This is a genomic window from Maridesulfovibrio ferrireducens, assembly GCF_016342405.1.
GTDB classification, from domain to species: Bacteria; Desulfobacterota; Desulfovibrionia; order Desulfovibrionales; family Desulfovibrionaceae; genus Maridesulfovibrio; species Maridesulfovibrio ferrireducens_A.
In genome coordinates this window covers 41419-60990 of the sequence record NZ_JAEINN010000017.1, presented here as the reverse complement: position 1 = coordinate 60990, position 19572 = coordinate 41419, and the positions used below count along the sequence as shown (strand labels likewise).

At 42.0% G+C, this 19572-nt stretch carries 19 protein-coding genes; 11 read left to right on the top strand and 8 right to left on the bottom strand.

The window, feature by feature from the left end:
• Window positions 1-10: 10 nt before the first annotated feature.
• From JEY82_RS16520 to JEY82_RS16500, 5 genes are all read right to left on the bottom strand, one after another.
• Window positions 11-2170, bottom strand: a complete 2160-nt coding sequence (locus tag JEY82_RS16520; protein WP_304087641.1) for a hypothetical protein — start codon at window positions 2168-2170, stop codon at window positions 11-13.
• A gap of 32 nt (window positions 2171-2202) precedes the next feature.
• Window positions 2203-3123, bottom strand: a complete 921-nt coding sequence (locus JEY82_RS16515; RefSeq protein ID WP_304087639.1) for a hypothetical protein — start codon at window positions 3121-3123, stop codon at window positions 2203-2205.
• Between the two features lie 13 nt (window positions 3124-3136).
• Window positions 3137-4342: an S-layer homology domain-containing protein gene (locus JEY82_RS16510; RefSeq protein ID WP_304087637.1), complete on the bottom strand. Its 1206-nt coding sequence runs from the start codon at window positions 4340-4342 to the stop codon at window positions 3137-3139.
• An 83-nt stretch (window positions 4343-4425) separates the two neighbouring features.
• Complete coding sequence (locus tag JEY82_RS16505) at window positions 4426-5535, bottom strand: hypothetical protein (protein WP_304087635.1); 1110 nt, start codon at window positions 5533-5535, stop codon at window positions 4426-4428.
• A gap of 31 nt (window positions 5536-5566) precedes the next feature.
• Window positions 5567-6484, bottom strand: a complete 918-nt coding sequence (locus JEY82_RS16500) for a hypothetical protein (RefSeq protein WP_304087634.1) — start codon at window positions 6482-6484, stop codon at window positions 5567-5569.
• 462 nt (window positions 6485-6946) lie between these two features.
• Between JEY82_RS16500 and JEY82_RS16495 the strand changes: the two genes are divergently transcribed.
• Window positions 6947-7423, top strand: a complete 477-nt coding sequence (locus tag JEY82_RS16495; protein WP_304087632.1) for a hypothetical protein — start codon at window positions 6947-6949, stop codon at window positions 7421-7423.
• Between the two features lie 77 nt (window positions 7424-7500).
• Here JEY82_RS16495 and JEY82_RS16490 read toward each other — a convergent pair whose 3' ends face one another.
• Window positions 7501-7992: a YajQ family cyclic di-GMP-binding protein gene (locus JEY82_RS16490; protein ID WP_304087631.1), complete on the bottom strand. Its 492-nt coding sequence runs from the start codon at window positions 7990-7992 to the stop codon at window positions 7501-7503.
• Window positions 7993-8311: 319 nt separating this feature from the next.
• Here JEY82_RS16490 and JEY82_RS16485 point away from each other — a divergent pair, with 319 nt between their 5' ends.
• Genes JEY82_RS16485 through JEY82_RS16475 form a run of 3 tightly spaced genes read left to right on the top strand, consistent with a single transcriptional unit; the run spans window position 8312 to window position 11084 of the window.
• A complete protein-coding gene (locus tag JEY82_RS16485) occupies window positions 8312-9598 on the top strand; it encodes a multiheme c-type cytochrome (RefSeq protein ID WP_304087629.1) in 1287 nt (428 codons plus the stop codon).
• 9 nt (window positions 9599-9607) lie between these two features.
• Complete coding sequence (locus JEY82_RS16480) at window positions 9608-10294, top strand: hypothetical protein (protein WP_304087627.1); 687 nt, start codon at window positions 9608-9610, stop codon at window positions 10292-10294.
• The gene (locus JEY82_RS16475) at window positions 10284-11084 is read left to right on the top strand and encodes a formate dehydrogenase subunit gamma (protein WP_304087625.1); all 801 of its coding nucleotides are present in this window, start codon (window positions 10284-10286) and stop codon (window positions 11082-11084) included. The genes JEY82_RS16480 and JEY82_RS16475 overlap by 11 nt, the downstream gene beginning before the upstream one ends.
• A gap of 248 nt (window positions 11085-11332) precedes the next feature.
• On the opposite strand, the gene JEY82_RS16470 is transcribed toward JEY82_RS16475, so the two are convergent.
• Window positions 11333-11800: a bacteriohemerythrin gene (locus JEY82_RS16470; protein ID WP_304087623.1), complete on the bottom strand. Its 468-nt coding sequence runs from the start codon at window positions 11798-11800 to the stop codon at window positions 11333-11335.
• 409 nt (window positions 11801-12209) lie between these two features.
• Between JEY82_RS16470 and JEY82_RS16465 the strand changes: the two genes are divergently transcribed.
• From JEY82_RS16465 to hydF, 7 genes are all read left to right on the top strand, one after another.
• Window positions 12210-13472: a [FeFe] hydrogenase, group A gene (locus JEY82_RS16465; protein WP_304087715.1), complete on the top strand. Its 1263-nt coding sequence runs from the start codon at window positions 12210-12212 to the stop codon at window positions 13470-13472.
• Window positions 13473-13485: 13 nt separating this feature from the next.
• Window positions 13486-13824: an iron hydrogenase small subunit gene (locus JEY82_RS16460; protein WP_304087621.1), complete on the top strand. Its 339-nt coding sequence runs from the start codon at window positions 13486-13488 to the stop codon at window positions 13822-13824.
• Window positions 13825-14110: 286 nt separating this feature from the next.
• On the top strand, window positions 14111-14353 hold the full coding sequence (locus JEY82_RS16455) for a TM1266 family iron-only hydrogenase system putative regulator (protein ID WP_304087619.1): 243 nt from the start codon (window positions 14111-14113) through the stop codon (window positions 14351-14353).
• Between the two features lie 15 nt (window positions 14354-14368).
• Window positions 14369-15796: a [FeFe] hydrogenase H-cluster radical SAM maturase HydG gene (gene hydG, locus JEY82_RS16450; RefSeq protein WP_304087617.1), complete on the top strand. Its 1428-nt coding sequence runs from the start codon at window positions 14369-14371 to the stop codon at window positions 15794-15796.
• A gap of 124 nt (window positions 15797-15920) precedes the next feature.
• Complete coding sequence (locus JEY82_RS16445) at window positions 15921-16493, top strand: hypothetical protein (protein WP_304087615.1); 573 nt, start codon at window positions 15921-15923, stop codon at window positions 16491-16493.
• A 4-nt stretch (window positions 16494-16497) separates the two neighbouring features.
• The gene (gene hydE / locus JEY82_RS16440; protein WP_304087613.1) at window positions 16498-17505 is read left to right on the top strand and encodes a [FeFe] hydrogenase H-cluster radical SAM maturase HydE; all 1008 of its coding nucleotides are present in this window, start codon (window positions 16498-16500) and stop codon (window positions 17503-17505) included.
• Window positions 17495-18697 (top strand): [FeFe] hydrogenase H-cluster maturation GTPase HydF, encoded by a 1203-nt coding sequence (gene hydF / locus JEY82_RS16435; RefSeq protein ID WP_304087612.1) that lies wholly within the window; start codon window positions 17495-17497, stop codon window positions 18695-18697. Before hydE ends, hydF begins: the two co-directional genes overlap by 11 nt.
• A 141-nt stretch (window positions 18698-18838) precedes the next feature.
• On the opposite strand, the gene JEY82_RS16430 is transcribed toward hydF, so the two are convergent.
• Window positions 18839-19498, bottom strand: coding sequence for a hypothetical protein (locus JEY82_RS16430; RefSeq protein WP_304087610.1), 660 nt, complete (start codon window positions 19496-19498; stop codon window positions 18839-18841).
• Between the last annotated feature and the right edge of the window lie 74 nt (window positions 19499-19572).

Genomic DNA, 19572 nt, shown 5'->3' with positions numbered 1-19572 from the left:
CTCATATCTTCTATGACTTAAGCCTTCTGTCGATATTAACAGTATTAATGGTTCCAAGCAGTGAACGAACTTTTCCGTCTAACTTCAAACGGTTATCATTCAAAAAATAAGTTCCTTCACCCCAGGCCTGCAACAGATTGCCCTCAAGTGAAAAGGAATCAATAATTACTTTCTTTCCTGAAATTGCAGCGCGAACACGTGCGGAGCTGAAATTCAACCCTTCACCCGTTTCCGATTTTTTAGAAACAGCATCAAGTATATCAATAAAAAAACCTAATCGCGGATCAATATTTGCTAAATTTAAAATTTGGAGACTATCAACCAGAATAGTTCCGCCTCCCTGCGCGGATTCGGCTAATTCTTTTGACTTCTTTCCCTGCACAAAAATATTTGCGTTAAGATACACTTTTCCGCGAAGCGAGACAGAAAGGTCCTCGGCAAAGCAGGCTATGAGACTCGGAAGACTGTCGCCTCTACCCTTAACACTGCATTGCGCTGCCAACTCTTCCTTTGAAAAGACCGCATCGGCATTTAAATTTAGATGGAAAAGTTTACCACTCGCTTTTAAAACAGCTCTCGTTGCTCCGCTTTGCAAATAAACAGCAACATCACTAAAGGGCCAGTCATTATAATAGAATCTGCGGATTGATGCTTTTCCGTTCAGCGTGCCACCCAACAGAACGCTGAAATCAAAGTTTTTATCGACAGAATCAGTGTCGCTCTGTTCAGGACTGCGAATGCTTAAAGAATATAAAACAGCCTCAAGACCGGCTCGTTTATCGTAAGGAGAATTGAAATATCCGGAAGCTGAAATTTTTGTTCCTTTATTTACCAGCTGAGTGTCAAACAGCGTTTTTAAAGGACTTTTTTTTTCAGCATCGCCTGTAATCATGTAGTCAAAAAGAGAGAAATCACGGGCCTCGGCTTTAAACCGGACTTGCCTCATTTCGAACGGAAAAGAAAATGAAGCTTGCAGATTACAATCACCACCAGCAACTGAGGCCACATTAAATGTCCGCACAGAAACAACAGGCTTTCCGTCCTTTATCTCGATATCAGCATCAATGTCGGAAATATTAAGTTCCTGCTTCTTTCCTTCACTGGATTCCAGAATTAACGCCAAATCTTTAGCAGAAACAGTCATTTTACCGGAAAGACCTGCTGAACGGGAAGTATTTACAGATGAAGCCGGAGACGAAAGTGAAACGGATTTTAAAATCAATTGCCCTTTAGGCTTTATTGATTTGAGCTTTGCAGAATCACACAGAGCCTGAGTTGCATTACGTCCCCGTTCACTTTTTTGAGCCATAGAATATAATTCTCCGGCATCAATATGAATTTCTTCAATTGAAATTTGATATGAACCACCCTGTCCGATATTTACTGAAAGATTTTTCCCGTTGCTCTGATCAAGCACCAGTTCGCCAGCCTGAAACGACATGGTGCCCATTGCACTGTCCACGTTGAAATCAAGATTACGTGTTTCAAACTTTCCAGCATCGGCAAGCTCAGGAATGGTACTGTTACCAAGATATCCGAATCCTGTGAGGAATCCTAAAAAAGCCGCAGGATCAATTGAACATTCTGTTGCCTGTAAACCAAGCTTCAAAGGCGATGCGGACTGCATATCCATCTTGCCGGAAAACTTAAACCCAAGTTCAGAGATAGAAGCGCTTCTTACATTAAAAGAGAAACCGCCGGTTTCCTTCTCCATGCTGGCAGAAACAGTAAGAGGGGTACCTTGATATCCATTAGTCAAAAGCAACTTACCGGAAACAACATCCAACCGGGCTGGAAAAATTTCCGGCATTTCAAATCCGGTAGAATCAGAACCACTGCGATGAGCCGCCGTCTGAATGTCTGGGTCCTGCAAAATAACATGACGAAGCTTGATATTACCAACTAACAAACTCGGAATATCCGGATAAATCTCAAGCATGGGAATACGGACTGAATCAGTACCGCTGTTAATTTCCAGATTATGAACCAGAAGATAAGGCAAAGGGCTGTAATGGATTTCGATATCCTCCATTACAACCCCCATTTCGGTCATTTCTGAAAGCAAATTCTGCGCAGCGTCAACGAAATAGACTCTAACAAGCACGATGGAGCCAGCTAAGATAATAGCCGCAACCAATCCGGCAATAAGTAATCCTTTTTTCCGTAACACGGCATCACCGCCTTCAATAAGGTTCGCAGATTCTATTTAAGAACAAAAACCACGCGAGCCTGTGCTAGTATATTGTACTTCTGATCATAAGCGAAAACAGCTGTGGCATCATCAGAACTGACAACTGCGTCAGTAACGTTTTGAACAGTTTTGCCATTAAGAATCAGCGGAGACTTACTTCCCCATGATTCAAGCAAAGCCTTGGCTTTCTGCAAATCAGTAGTGTATCCGCCGCATCCTCTTTCGATAAGCACCTGATTCAAAACCTTGGAAGGATCGAAAAGCACTTCATTTTTTTCAGTAAGAATGCGGTTAACCAAAGCTGGTTTGAAATCGAAGTTGCGGACATCCACAATTATTCCGTCAACAGGTACGACAATAGCAGTCTGAATCTCTGCGGCAACAGGAGGAGTGGTCTGCATAGCAGGAACGTCAACCTTTTCAGCCGGAGCAGGAGTCGGAACCGGAAGAACCGCAGGAATCTTAGTCGGAGCAAACGTCGGCATTTCGCGAAGGTTCAACTCTTTCGGACTTTTAAGAATAATATCTTGGAAAGAACTGTAAACGGAATCATTTCCGTGCAGATTCAATCTAAGACAAACACGGGCATAGCCTTCGGTACGGTCAAAAGCTTCGCCGCAAGGAGTTGCGCCGCGAAGAGTTCCCTGAACTTTTGTTTTGATGGTTTCGCTGGAAAGCATTCCGTCGCGAACAGTCGTTTTACCGCTGAGTGTCAGCCCCTGAAAAATTTCAAGCAACCTTTTCTGGGCTACAACTTCAGCGGCGCGTTTAGCTCTATAGCGGCTCTGTCCGGCTTCGGACTCACCGATAACCTGAATATAACCTTTCTCAAAAATATGATCAGGATTCACTACTTCCACAATTTTATCTTGTGCAAAAGCGGAGCTTGCGACCATGCAGATCGCTATTAAGGCAAGTACTGTTTTTTTCATAATGTCCTCCACTCTAATAAATATTCATAACGTTGCGAAGACGCATCAGGGAGAGAATGAGATCTGCCCCATCCATATTGGCATCCGGACGGAATTCACCGGAAAGCTCAGTCTCCATCAAATTTCTGTTAACCACGGTGACGATCGCATTGTACCAAGCACCAGTGGGAGAAACATCAGGATAAAGAGACTTGCTCTGCCCTAAATGCTGCGAAGACATGGATTCATCACCAGTCAATTTGATCAAAACATCTTCCAATACAAATGCCAACTCCTTACGAGTCATAGCCTTGTTCGGATAGAATAAAAATGCCTGACTTTTCTGGTCATACGCAGGTTCAAGCCCTCTGACCTTCCACTTGAGAACAGTCATAATTTCAGGTTCAAACATGTGATTCACAACGTCAGCAGGCACAAATTCAGCCTTCATTCCGTTAGCCTGCTGTACAGGAATACGCCCTGCGAAAAGTCTGTCCAGATGAAGTTCATCCACTAAAAGAGCGGCGACATCAGCCCTGTCCACAGTTTCCTTTACGGCTATCTTCTTTGCCACATCGGTCAACGTGTAATTGCGCATAGCAAGCACAATTTTCTGTACGCGACGTGAAAGTTCACGGGCTTTTTCATGCCACTTACCGGGAGCCGCAGCCAGAACAACTCCGAGAGCATCTTCGGACTTACGGAATTCTCCGCCTTTAAAGAAGGCTACACCCATAAAATAATCAACAGCTTCGGTGTTTCTATAATAAATGAGATTATCTTCCTGAACATCTTCCGCCATAGCTTTAGCGTCATGATGAAGATCTTCCGCTCTGCTCAGCCAGCCTCTGCTTGCAAGATGAGTGTAAACTCTGATCCCTGTTACATAGACTCTGAATTTAGTATCCTTATCTCCTGCTTCCGAAACAGCTTTATCTAATTGATCGATAGCCCTTTCTGAATCAGCAGATTTATATCCGTCGTCACTTTCAGCCTCGGCACGTATAGCATAAACAAGCGCTTTACCGGCAATAGCAGGTGCATATTCTTCATCCAGAACCACGGCCCTTTCAAAACGGGCAAAAGCTTTATCCGGCTGTCCCTGATCAATAAGTTCCATGCCCATTAAATAATGATGGGCCGGATTGTCTTCTATATGCTGCGGAGTTACTTTTTTTCCACATCCCGCAAGGGAGAGAATTAAAAGCAGGCTCGCCAAAAATATCGCATATTTTCTCATCTTGGTGTTCCTCCTTGCTGGCTGACTAATTCAGCAACAATCATGGTTTACAAACACTTAAACAAACGAGGAAAGAATTACGATTAAAATCCTTCAGGATTCACCCAAAGGAATTTAAGATTTCTTCCATCTCTTTTACTTTTAAACTTTTCGACACCGATGTCTCTCAACGTTCTCTCCAACCTGTTCATCAAGGTGTCAGAGGGAAGTGTCGACCAGTAAACCATTTCCATGTTTTTAGTACTCTGGCGCTTCACATGCTTACGGACAAAACCGGGCATATCTTCCACGGCTGTTCCTATAACAGAAACATCCGGAAACCCGATAAAAGTCACTGCGTAACGAAAACCTTCACCGCGATCCAGTTCGGTTTCCATATACTCAAGCATTTTTTTAGCAATGGAAACTGATGCCCAGTAGACTTCCGGACGCGCAGCATCCACGGCATTTTCGTAACGCACAGCAGGTTTGCCGGACAAATCAACTTCTGTCGCGATAGTTTTGCGGACTTCACCGATCTTAAGTTGATCTGATATACGAACACATGACATCAGCATGGTTGGTTTTTTATTCGGAGGCAAATCAAGGTCAACAGTAACAACATAGTCTGCCTTAAGCAGATTATTATACTTGAGAGCCTTTTTAACACTCATGGACCCCTCAATACTGCTGAACTTTGCACGGGCAACAGGCCAGTCGATTACCTCAAACTGAAACTTCTGGCCGAAAACCTGTGCAACTGAATGAATCAGTTTTTTCATCGATTCAGCAGGAACGGAATTAAACCCGCTACCCGATCCGAATATAAGCAGCCGGGGATGACCGGACATTTTTTGGAGAATACTGATAGTTCGGTAATCATCAAAAAGTAATTCCCGGTTAACATCTGCATCAATAGTAATAGTGTAACCATCTTGTGCGGTGGCGCCTTCGCTGATAACTGCAAACGAAGTCACATAACCTCTGGAATGACTGACTATCTCGTCACGGACAAGGACACCGGACTCAACGAGAGTATCCGACGCAATGGCTGTTCCGATCTCCATCTCAACAGCGGTCCGAAGCGCGGAGTTGAGCGCCTGATGGCGATCAATACCTTCTCCGGTTGCCTGCACTGCCATAGCAACAGAGGCCGTAAGCAAAACCACAAGGGTCAGCGCTATCATTTGTGAGCATAACTTCAAGAAGGACATAAACAGACCTCTTTAATACTTTACAGCCGGATTACCAGCCGTCGTTACTCTTCTTTGTGCGCTGCCTGACGCTGTGCTGCTTAACAATCTTCAGTTCATTTCCTGAGATATATACGCGGCCTTTCATGTTCATCTTCTTAAGCATACGAACCATATTGCGCTTCAAATGTGCGGAATCAATTGAAGATTTATACCAATATTCATGGTGAGATGAAGTATTCAGAGCATTACTCTTAGGCCTGTGACTGTCATACCCTGTGTAGATGGTAATATAATCTTCGACATCAAGCATATCGGTATCAGTGAAACCGTCAAAAATAAGAGTCCACTCCATAAGACGTCCTGCAGAACTTACACCGCCAGCTGATCCGCCGTCTGAAGAACCACCTTCCGGATGATACTGCTCAAGTCTGTCACCAAGGACTGCGCCCACATCAGCACCGATAATTTTCGAAAGTTTACCGACAGCTTCAAGCACATCATTTCTGCTGTAAGGTCTAGGTACCAGTTGGTACTGTTGCGGCTCGGATTCAAAGTTACCCATTCTTGCGCCGTCCCAAACGGAAAGTAAGCGCCCTTCAACGCGGGCTGTAACCCTGACACTGTTAGCATTCGATTTTACATTGGGATAAATACTGAAAATTACAAGGACATCAATTCCTGCATCCTTCGCTATCTGAATCAGTTCAGCATCATTACGTCTGATACGTCCCTGCACATGAGTCTGATGAGTCAAAGCCGTTTCATCACGGACATCAAAACCGCGATTTACCAATTCATTAGAAATAGAATTCAAAACCCGTTTGAAAACCCGGGAATCACGAGGAATAGTATCATTATCAATATCCTCACCAACAATCATGACTCTCGGCAAGTCTGTTGCCAACGCCAGTGACGGCACAACAAAAAAACTGATCATCGCTATAAGAAGCAGAATTGTTTTCCTCATTTTTTTCTCCTATTTTTATTTTTCTACAGAACGTTCTGACTAGCACATCAACCAATATCATCAGCTCCAACCAAATAACGTATTTTACAACCGGATCACATTCTCATCAAACAAACCGATCAAGGCCCAATCTTACATTAAACGGCACAGTCTAAGCAACCAAATCATATAAAAAGGCATGTTCATTATAACAAAAAAAAATAATAAGTTGCCTTTTATATTTCAAATTTACTCAGAAACACATCTCCATACATAAAAATATTTGAAATTAATAGCTGTTATAACCACTTAAACCACTCAAGCATGAATGTTCTGATTGAAAATCACAAATTTTTATGGTTATTAAAGCTCTCCGAAACATTTTATATTTTGAATAATGATCGATCAGATGTAAAAAAGCGAGGGTAAACAAATTACAATTCATCCCACGCATTATAAAAATATTTCAAAAGGCTGCCATTTATGAAAAATAAAAAACAAAACACAGCGACTGAAACATGGGAAATTATGCAATGTGCAAGAGAATCTTTAGGGGCAACCCGTCTGCAAAAAATATTTTCCAGAGGACAAACCCAGATAAATCGCTATTGCTCAACTCCAATTAATGAAGATCATCAACGAAATCCAGTTGATCGGTTGCACTTGCTTTTTACATTGCTTGATGAAGCCGGCGAAAGAGAACTGGTTATAGCTGCACTTAACCACCTAAGTAGATCAATAGGCTGTAGAACACAGGATACCACGGAATTTACACCGGATAAAGTGACTGTTGCCGAAGAATGTTTAGACGATTATCCTGAAAAAGTTGAACTGGACAGACTCATTAACATCAACGCATCTCCGGAAATAGTCAGACGGCAAGGCGAACAAACCTGCCGGGAAATAATGGAAACCGTCACCAGCTATGAAATGCACAATGCAGAGCAAAACAAAAAATAAGAACAAACAAAAAACCGCCTGAAAATGCTCATAAAAGCATCTCTCAGGCGATTTATTAATTTATTATCTTAAAAAAACTAGCTTTTCATATTTACAAACTGAAAAGGCATATCCAGATCACATTCTCTAACAAGACTCATAACAGCCTGAAGATCATCTAACTTCTTTCCGGTTACCCGGACCTGTTCATCCTGAATGGCTGCCTGAACTTTTATCTTACTGGCTTTAATCATCTTTACGATCTTTTTAGCAGTATCTTTATCAATTCCTTCTTTGAGCTTAATTGCCTGTTTGAGCTGCCCTTTCGAAGTAGGCTCAACTTCACCGTACTCAATTACTCTGGAATCGACTTTACGTCTTGTGAAATGAGTAATCAGCATGTCTCTGACAGCTTTAACTTTCATATCATCGCCGGTTAGCAGATTGATAACTTTATCTTTTTTATTAAAAGAAAGTTCTGTTGAAACCCCGCGAAAATCATACCTAGTATCAATTTCTTTAATCACATTATTTACGGCATTATCCACTTCCTGCAAATCAACTTCACTGACAACATCAAAAGACGGCATAAGATATATCCTCCATATCATTAAAAGACTATTTCATATTAACAAATTGAGTACTGCCCTGTTATTTACCAATCCATTTCAGAGAGTCAAGTGGATTTAAAACAGAATTCATACCACTTCGAACAATACCAAATAATACTATTTACAACAACAAGCTGTCTACTTCTGTCAAATATCCCCGAGTTAACAGACCTTTTCATGAAAAATTGCCCCACCTCGCGCGCTCATATTTTAAATCAAAAAAAAACCAAAACCACAAAAGGTATGGTATAGAGCTTATAAGGTGCTATTATTATGAACCGTAACAGGAGCAGGGCAAATGAAGAGACTCTATAAACTGTTAATTGTAGTTGTGACATTAATGACCTTTGGGGGATGTACAACCAATGAGCCCGTGGTGGATGTAGCCAAAATAACATCAGAACCCAAAACCTTCGTTGGATCAGAAACCTGTAAAACCTGTCATCTTGAGCATTATGACTCATGGAAAGCAACTAACCACAGCCGCATGGCTCAAAATGCTAAGAGCAATGTAGATGCCTTTATCGTTGATATTAATGATAAAGGCATTAAGGCCGATTTTCAGAAACTCGCTGATGCGGGTAAATTAAAAGCTCCTGTAGATCAGATTTATTTCCCTACAAAAAACGATATCTTATACACACTCGGTAACGAGTGGAAACAACGTTATATTGTTAAGAAAGACGGAATTTTATATATTTCACCCATCCAGTTTAATACCGAAACCGGTCGATGGGTAAACTACCATGAAGCAGATTGGGACAAGCGCCCATGGTTGCTCAAATGCGGTGGATGCCACACAACCGGAACAAAGCTGGATATGGACGATATGTCCAAAAGCACCTTCACAGAACCGGGCGTTGGCTGTGAATCCTGTCATGGAGCCGGTTCATGGCATGTGGCTTTGCCAAAAACCGCAGTATTTGAAAAGCGCGAAACCATCGTGAACCCTGCAAAACTGCCTCGCGGAGTAGCCGTACAAATTTGCGGAAGCTGTCATAACAGAGGATCATCCACGATGGCGAAGGGAGCCGGCTGGCCCGTAGGTTACACCCCCGGCAAGGCACTCGAAACATATTACACCTCAACATCCTTCGCCGCAGGTGACAAAAAACATATGTATCCTAATGAATTCTCTAAAGGACATCACCAGCAATACATTGACTGGCTTAAATCTGAACATCGCAGAGAAGGCGTAACCTGCACCTCATGTCATTTTGTTCATCAACTAGGAATGCCTACGACCCGTTTCCAGACCAAGGGTCAGGGTTCTTCATCCTGTCTAACCTGTCATAAACAGGCAAACCAGAACATGGCACATTCAATTCACTCATTCGCAAACTGCATCGGCTGCCATATGCCGAGAATTGCCAAGAGTGCGGAATCAAGAGACATTCACAGTCATGTTTTCAAGACACTGCTACCTTCCGGTACTCTTGAAAATCCGGCAATTCCTAACTCATGTCAGAATTGCCATCGCCACAAAGATGAAAATCTTGCCGAGTTGCAAAAACGTTTCAAGATTCTGTCTTCAGTGCCTAAGCCTCAAGGCAAAGTCGTGGAGCCCATGAACGCCTACAAATAGGGGGTGGTCATGCAACGTAAACTGATATTATACGCCCTGCTCCTTACGGGACTTCTCCTCGCTGCGCCTTCATGGGCGCAGGAGGAAGTCACGTCAGGTTCATACCGTTACCAAGACAGAGAATCCAGCACGGGCTATTACAATGATGAATATGAAGTCAGGCCGGGCCGAGGTTCTCCATTCATTCAATGGAACAAAATACCTGAGGATATCATTGGATATTCCCAAGGAAACGTGGATATCAATCGACCGGGAAACGTCAGTTTTAAAATTGATGCACATGCCGGAATACCAGACTACAGATACAAACGCTGTGCCGATTGTCACGTAGAGGAATCCAAAAATAATCGCCATGTGACCAAAGCGGATATCACCTGCAGACAATGTCATGGAGGGGAACCTATTTCAGGAATAAATTATTATTATTCGCAACTGAACCCGATCCGCAGACATGCCTATGTGTGTGCCAAGTGTCATATCGGTGCCGGTGCATCATTCGCCAGATATCTGGTGCATGAGCCTAACCCCTTTGCCAAGGCGACTCTTTCGGACTTTCCGAAGTTTTACTACTCGTCATGGGCAATGTTGTTATTGGTGCTGATCACTCTAGGATTCTTCCTGTCACACACCGGAATATGGGTGATACGAGATATGTTCACCAAGAAGCCTAAAAAGGAGGTGGATGATGAGGATTAGACGATTCACTCCGATTCAGAAAACCTTCCACTTGCTTCTTATAGTGACATTCATGACTCAGGCTGTAACCGGCATGGCCAGAATGTACTCCACTACTTTGTTCGGGAAAGCTCTCGGAGCACCCTTCGGCGGCTACGTAAATTGTCTGGAGATACACAAGGTAGTCGGCGTTGCAATGCTGCTGCTGTTTATCTGTCACGTAATCTATGCGCTGTTTCTGGTACTTGCCGGAAAAGTAGAAAGACAGGATTCCCTTATTCCGCATCTGCGGGACTTCAAGGAGTTCTTTGGACATCTGCGCTGGATGATGGGCGGTAAGTTACCAAGATTCGGTAGATGGGCATACTGGGAAAAATTTGATTATTGGGCCGTATTCTGGGGAATGGTTCTACTTGGACGAACTGGTCTTTTATTGTTCGATCCGATTGAAACAGCCAGATATATAGACGGTTCAGAACTCAACATTGCACTTTGGATGCACAGACTGGAAGCAATTCTGGCTATGGGTTACATATTCCTTATTCATTTTGGAGTTGTTGTCCTGCGTAAGCACAGTTTCCCCATGGATCAAGCAATGTGGGGCGGAGATGCCGACTATGAAACAGTTCAAATAGAACGATCTGAATGGCTTGAAAATCTTGAAGCCAGTGGGCAGTTGGATGATCTTATCATAAAAGATTCAAATCCCATACTTACAACCCTTTCTTATCTGGTTGGATTAGGAGGAGTGACACTTGGAGTTTACTTAGTGATCGGAGGACTTATGAATGCCCACCTGATTCCTTGGTAGTGATAATAAATACTACAAATTAAGAATATTAGATTAAAAAAGAAGCCCAGAACATATATTTTGTTCTGGGGCTTCTTTTTTTAATAAACTCCATAAAAGAACTAATTCTTTAAAGCATCTTCAACTGATGGATATATGTCAAAAATACTGTCCAACTTGCTAAGATTAAAAAGCTGTAGAACCTTTGCAGTAAGGCCCACTTAAAAAATCTTACCATTACCGGAAAGAGAATGGACACTGGGAAGAGCTTAAACACTCGCCCTCTTCTTTTTACGTTGCTCCAGAATAAATTTTGCATAAACTGAATCTTGCTTCACAATATGCTCTACCCACCAGTTGGCTACATAATCTGCCATGTGAGTTAAATATTCGGCCATAGCTAAGTTTGTATCTTCGCCGTCTTTTTTCTTTTTAAACAAAACCTTGAACTCTTTTTCAAAATTAATCATATTTTCAAGATATAAATTATGAAAAGAAATATGCTGTAAATACCCAGGAAAAACATACTTAAGCAGTAATTCTTCTTCTGTTTTAAAATGCAAAAAAGCGTATGTCCGCAGGACTCCGATAGCCTGAATAATTTTTTCAACTGAATGAGCCTCACTCACAGTCTCTGCAAGCTGGACAATCCGCCCTGTCATTTCAAAAAACATTTTGTGCTGCTCATCGATAGTATCTAGATCTAATAAATATTCCTGCTTCCATATGTTGATCATCCCCTTCTCCTCGTAAAAATATAATTCTATACCAATTTATATAGCATTATATCTATTCAGCAATCAATGCCTACAACTTTTTCCAAGATCTCTTTTTTTTCGCAACCTCACCAAAAACAACATAATATACTGCTTTTATTTAAGAATACCCCTATACACAATCTAATAAAATTAAACCTACACTTATCAAAACAAAGCGTGTTCTTTTTTAGCACACACTTTTTGATACAACTATTTTATAATAATTGTTGATTTGTGTTACTATTTTGCACTATGTATCCCGTAGTTCAGACAAACTGTACATTAGTTTAACTAAGGAGGATATCCTATGTCAGGATGTACGCCCAAATCAGGACCGGCTGTGGCTCCGGCTGATCTATCTGCAATTCACTCGGATGTGGAGGGAAGTATGAGGCTTATCGAAGGTGTCATGTATCGGAATTACGCTCCGCCGAAAGGAGCTGACCCGGACAGAATTACTTTTGTGATGGTTGATGAGGACAAATGTCAAGGCTGTGGCGCTTGTGATGAAGTCTGTGCCACAGGAGCAATTCAGTCTATCAACGACGATGGAATTCATCGGATAGTTGATCCTGTTGCCTGCATGAACTGTGGACAGTGCTTGACCAATTGTCCTTATGGGGCAATTAGTGAAGGCGTTTCTTTTGTTGATGAGCTTTTCGAAAAGCTCAAAGATCCCGATACTGTTGTTGTTTCAATGCCCGCCCCTTCTGTACGCTATGGCCTAGGGGAATGTTTCGGAGCAGCTACCGGCACATATGTCGGCGGAAAAATGCACGCGGCTCTCAGAAAACTCGGCTTCAACTACATTTGGGATACTGAATTTGCTGCCGACCTTACCATCATGGAAGAAGGCACTGAGCTTATCCACCGAGTGAAGGAACAGGGACAGAAAGATGCTCGTCCTCTGCCGCAGTTCACTTCCTGCTGCCCGGGATGGATAAAGTTTGCTGAAACTTATTATCCAGACCTGATGCCCAATCTTTCAAGCTGTAAATCTCCAATCGGTATGCTTGGGCCTCTATGCAAAACATACGGAGCTAAAGAAACCGGCACCAGTCCTAAAAAGATTTATACTGTATCAATTATGCCTTGTATTGCCAAAAAATACGAAGGCATTCGTCCTGAATTAACTGACAGCGGCTTCAGTGATATTGATGCTACAATCAACACCAGGGAACTGGCATATATGATTAAAGCTGCCGGTATCGACTTCAACAATCTGCCTGATGAAGATCCTGATCCAGTTTTGGGAGAATCAACAGGTGCTGCTACTATTTTCGGCAATAGCGGCGGAGTTATGGAAGCCGCGCTTAGACTGGCCTACGAAGAACTGTCTGGTGAAAAGCTGAAGAACCCGGAAATTAAAGTTGTACGGACTCACGAGGGTATCAATACGGCTGATATCAAAGTTCCTAACTTCGGAGTTGTTAAAGTAGCAGTAGCAAGCGGACTGAAAAATGCTGCAAAGTTGTGTGATGAAGTAAGAGCCGGAAAATCTCCTTATCACTTCATTGAAATCATGACTTGCCCTGGTGGCTGCGTGAATGGAGGAGGTCAACCTCTTGACCCAGAAATTCAGGCTTCATTGTTCAGAAGTACTGTTGCTCAGATTAATAAGCGGTTCAGAGTCCGCAAAATCAAGGCATAAGGAGAACTGAGATATGAAAATGAAAAGACGCAGTTTTTTAAAAGCTTGTGGTGTAATGACCGGTTACGCAGTGCTCAGCATGAACATTGCGACCGAAGCTATAGCCTCGGTTATGAGTTTTGTAGGCTTAAGGCAAAAATCTGTTTACGCAGCAGATGCAAACTCTAAAATCTACAAATATAGAAAATCTCAGAACAATCCTATGATTGCAAAAATCTATAACAAAAAAAATGGATTTCTGCATGATGGTCCTTGTGGACATAAATCGCATGAGTTGCTTCATACTCATTATATAGATCGCAGTGCAAAACTAAGCGCCCTCAAAGGAAAAGGGTATAAGTTTAATTTCTAATTTATAAAAAAACAGCGTTTGCCTGCGGCTAGGAAGAATCTGCTCCAAGGGTCGGCGCTTGCTTGTAATAGTTTGTATGAACACTGCACTGAGTTGTATTTAATAAATTTTCAGTCGAAGAGTCTGCCTGCGGAAAGGGTTTTTCCTGATCCCGGGGTCGAGTCTTCTGGACTCTGCCGGTTTCAAGCCGGTTTACCGCCCAGAACACCCGCCTTCATAAATCATTGCAGATTACTATCTGAAATATTTCTCTACCTGCGAGTCATTGGTAGACCGGAGAAACTGCATGAATAAACGGCTAGGAATCATTGGAATAACCGTTAAAAACAGATTTAAAGCTGCACCGAAAGTAAATCAGACTCTCAGTGAGCATGGTAATATAATTGTCGGCCGTATGGGGCTTCCTTTCCGTGAAAAAGATGTAAACGTTATCGGTATCATTATAGAAGCGACCACCGATGAAGTTGGCTCTTTGACGGGAAAGCTCGGTATGCTTGAGGGTGTTAAAGTTAAATCACTACTTGTTTAAAATTAGGACAGAGTCATGAAAAATAATAATACTTCAGGAAACGATCTGAAATCTTTTATTGATGAAGAACTTATTTGGTCTGAAATGGAAAAAGCAACCAACCCCGCCCCTGCTCAGGTTCGGGATATTCTTGCCAAAGCAAAAGAAAGAAAAGGCCTTACGCCATTTGAAGCGGCAGTGCTGCTTAAAAATACAGATAAAGATCTGGATAATGAAATTTTTGAGACAGCCATGGAAGTCAAAAAAGGAATCTATGGTAACCGTCTGGTTCTTTTTGCCCCGCTGTATATTTCTAACGAATGTGTCAATCAGTGTGCTTATTGCGGATTCAATGCAAAAAATACAGACCTTGAACGCAGAACACTAAGCCCTGAAGAAATTCACAAAGAAGTAGAAGTTCTGGAAAAAATTGGGCACAAACGGCTTCTGCTAGTTTACGGAGAACATCCAAAATATAATGCAGAATGGATAGCTCAAACCGTACGCGATGTTTATTCTGTAACATCAGATATAAGCGGAGAAATTCGCAGGGTAAATATAAACTGCGCTCCTCTGGATGTTAAAGGGTTTAAAGCGCTCCATGATGTCGGCATTGGTACCTATCAATGTTTCCAAGAATCATACCATCAGGAAACATACAAAAAAGTACATATAGCCGGCAAAAAAACAGATTATCTATGGAGACTTTATGCCATGCATCGCGCGCAGGAAGCAGGCATAGATGACGTAGGAATGGGCGCACTGTTTGGCTTATTTGATCCTATCTTTGAAGTCATGGGACTTCTTTATCACGCTAAACAGCTTGAAAAAGACTGCGGAGTCGGACCGCACACTATTTCATTCCCCAGACTTGAACCGGCTCAGGGTTCAGATCTGGCTTATAACCCTCCTTATCTGTCTTCCAACCATAATTTTAAAAAAATCGTAGCCGTACTTCGCCTTGCTGTTCCGTATACCGGGCTTATCCTGACCACCCGTGAAAATGCCGAATTTCGCAAAGAACTACTCGAAGTAGGTGTTTCACAAATATCAGCCGGTTCCAGGACCTACCCAGGAGCTTACAGCGATCCTCAATATGACCGCCCTGATGTTCAGCAATTCTGCGTTGGCGACAGTCGCAGTCTTGACGAAGTTATCCGCAGCCTTATCAGTGGTGATCAGAACTATGTTCCTTCATGGTGTACGGCCTGTTATCGTCTCGGACGCACCGGGGAACATTTTATGGAGCTTGCGAAAACAGGTTTTATTCAAAAATTCTGCCTGCCTAACGGGCTGCTTACTTTCAAAGAATACCTGGAAGATTATGCCTCCGAAGAAACAAAAAAAATCGGTGAGGAACTTATCCGTAAGGAACTTGCAAGCTATGCCGACCCTGAGCGGAGAAATTTGCTGACTGACAGAGTCACTCGCATGGCAGCAGGCGAAAGAGATCTTTACCTGTAAAAGCGAAACCGGAACTTCAACCAATATGAACTTATAGAAGGTGAGCGTGCGGCTCATAAGATGTCCACGCTCAACCTTCTAATCACGGCTTCATGCCTGATGAACTCAGCAGGATTAAATAAAAATGAAAATTTTTGCAGGAACTGACGGGTTGAATATTCCTGACCTTTTTTATTCAGCCTCCCGCAGGATAATTCTTAATGGAGCGGTTTACGGCCCCTTTGCAAAATCTGAACGGCATCAGGCAGGGCTGGATACAGCTCTGAATAAACCGGAATTCCAGCGACTTGATATTATTGCCATAGAACCGGAACTTGATTTCAGTTGGAAAGAATCTTTTCTCGGCGCTCTAAGATTCGGCATTTCACGCCAGGCAACGGAAGAAGAAATTAAAGTTTCACATACCTTTCTTACTGATCTTAAAAAAAAATACCCGGAGAAACTACGGATACATCCGGCCCGCAACCTGCCGTGTACACCTGTCATTGTCGTGGATAATACAATCTGTTTCGGTCAATATGCCCACGCAGAACCGCATGCGCCTGAAGGTTTCTGGGGAATGGTTGAAGCTGATGTGGAAAAACTAATCGAATGGACAAAATCCGGCCGGCCTCCATCCTCTTCAACAAAGAAAGAAATTGCCGCATTCCGTTTAATAAATGAATGCGCCCGATCAATGAATTTATCAGGATCATAGTTATATGTATGCACTCAGCGAGCTAAAAATTCTAAACTATCTTAAGGGTCAGAATGATGATGAACTTTTCACACTTGCCGATCAGGTAAGGGAAAAAGTATTTAAAAATGAAGTATACCTTCGCGCAATTGTAGAATTTTCGAATGTTTGCAACAAAAAATGTTTTTATTGCGGACTCAGAGCTCCTAACTCAAAAATCAATCGTTATCGACTTGATCTGCCTACAATTATGGAAGCATCTGAAACAGCAGCGCTAAACGGAGCGCGAACAATTGTTTTACAGTCTGGCGATGATTTCTGCTATTCAAAAGATCAAATTGGCGAACTGGTTAAAGATATTAAAAATCGCCATGATGTGGCTGTGACTCTGTCAATCGGAGACCGCGACCTTGATGAATACGGTTATTGGTTTGAGTGCGGGGCTGACCGATGCCTGATTAAAATCGAAACTTCAAATCCTAAATTATACAAAAAAATCAGAAGCGGCGAAGAATTTAATGAAAGGCTTAACAGAATAAAATCATTACACGGTATGGGATACGAAATAGGGTCCGGCATCATTGTAGGATTGCCTGATTCAAACGTTGAATCTCTTTTGAAAGACATCCTTTTTCTGACAGATCTTAAGCTGGACATGATAGCAGCCGGACCTTTTGTTCCTCATCCGGATACCCCTTTTGCCGATGCTGCTCCCGGAGACTTATTGCTGTCTTACCGTGTGACTGCCCTGCTCCGCATTTTAAATCCTGAATCCAATATTCCAGCCACATCAGCTCTAGATTCTTTTGACGCGAAAGGTAGAGAAATAGGACTCAGCAGAGGATGTAATGTAATAATGCCTTCTGTCACACCTTCCGCACATCGCGCGGATTACAATATTTATCCGGGTAAAAATTCAGTGGCAATCGATGTTTCCGATTCGCTATCACAAGCTGAAAGCACAATCAGATATTTAAACCTCATACCTTCATCATCAAAAGGCTTTTCTAAAAGGAATAAAAATGTCCAATAAAGCACCACGCGGAGTCAGGCTTGTTATAACTCTGGCTGGAAGGCGCAATGCCGGGAAATCTTCTCTGATAAACGCAATTGTGGATCAGGATATATCTATTGTTTCGGATCAACCGGGAACAACAACAGATGCCGTTGCCAAACATTATGAACTGCTGCCACTAGGTCCGGTAACCTTCTACGACACAGCAGGTCTTGATGACTCAGGAGAACTGGGTGAACTCAGGATCAAAGCTACACAGAAAGTTCTCTGGCGGTCTGATGTCGCAATTGTTGTAATCGGAGAAGAAGGAATCACGGATTATGAAAAAAATATTATAAGTGAGATCTGTGACCTGAAAATTCCGTTCATTACGATTTTCAACAAAAACGACCTTAGACCCCCTTCCGCGAAAGATATCAGCTATTGCCATGAAAATAATTTTCCATTTTTAGAAGTTTCCGCGACAAATAGCTTCAACATTCAAGAAATTAAAAATGCCATCATTGACTTGGCTCCTGATGAAATGAAACGTGATCCTGTTCTTGCGGGTGATCTTTTCAATGAAGGAGATTGGGTTGTCTGCGTGGTTCCGATTGATCTATCTGCTCCGAAAGGACGTCTTATTCTTCCACAAGTTCAAGTGTTACGTGAGATTCTGGACTATAACGCCGTCGCGGTGACTATTAAAGAACATGAAATTGAGAAAGCTTTACAAAATTTAAACCATCAGCCTGCGCTGGTTATTACGGACTCACAAGTCGTTCTCAGCGTTGCAAATGATGTTCCCGACAAAATCCCGTTAACCACCTTTTCAACTTTATTTGCCCGCTACAAAGGCGACTTACCAAGCCTCATCAAAGGCGCAGATGCCATTGATACTCTGGAAGACGGAGATATTGTTCTTATAGGTGAGGCGTGCTCTCATCACCCGGTAGAGGACGACATCGGACGGGTAAAAATCCCGAACTGGATTCGTCAGTACACTGATAAAAGCATTAACTTCGAGACTTACTCAGGACATGATTTCCCGACAGATCTTGAAAGATATAAGCTTGTTATTCACTGTGGGGCATGCATGCTCAACCGCACGGAAATGCTGAGACGAATTAACGAATGTAAACGCAGAAACGTACCAATAACAAACTACGGTGTTGCCATTTCAAAAGTACAAGGTGTTTTGGAACGGATTATCGCCCCGTTTAATTTATAGATAAATAATTACCAGATGAAATTTCAAGGACTAAAATAAAAAAGGTTAGCTATTAATTTAGCTAACCTTTTTATTTGTTAATCGTTTTAACCCTGCTTATTCAGCAGTTATGATAAATATCTCGTCACACTCTTTAATGTTTCAAGATCTCTCTATTGTGGGATTCGTATTAGTATATATATCTTGCAATTCCAAAAGCTGATCCTCTTTAATATCTAAAAATCTGACATTATATCCACATAAACAACTTCCGCCTGAGATAGACTTGCAAACACCTGAATATATAGGAAGTCTATTTGCAAGAGATTCGATCTTTAAATAAAGAAAATCATAATTTGTAAGATCTTCATCGGTATGAAAAGTACATCCTCTTTCACATATATCATGGATAATTCCGGCAACTGGTTTTGCCATTGCCGGATCATTGTCGGAGCCTATTTTTACAGGAATACTTACAGTAATAGGGCAGGATGGTCGGGAGAGTAAACAACTATGCTTCTGGCAACTGCATTTAAAAAGATCCGAATCATCTATGAAAATTGGAGACTTCCCTCTCTCTATAGAGCGCATAGTGGGAAGATCCGCCGATAAAGATAAAATCTTATTTCTTTCGCTACAAGGAGTTTTCATTACTTTATGCATATTCAGAATAATTCCGGAATAGTTATTCTTAAGCATTGCACTAAAAAAACTGTTCACGCATGAATAGTGTTCAATATTTAAACCGGAAATCTGTTCTGAATCATTATAAAGTGTATGATCGTCAGTAAGAGCTATAATTTGATTGTTATTTTGAATCATTTGACAATCCTTCTATAAAATAAAGACATAAATTAAAGAGCTTCGCGCCCTGACAAACATACGCCCGAAAAGGA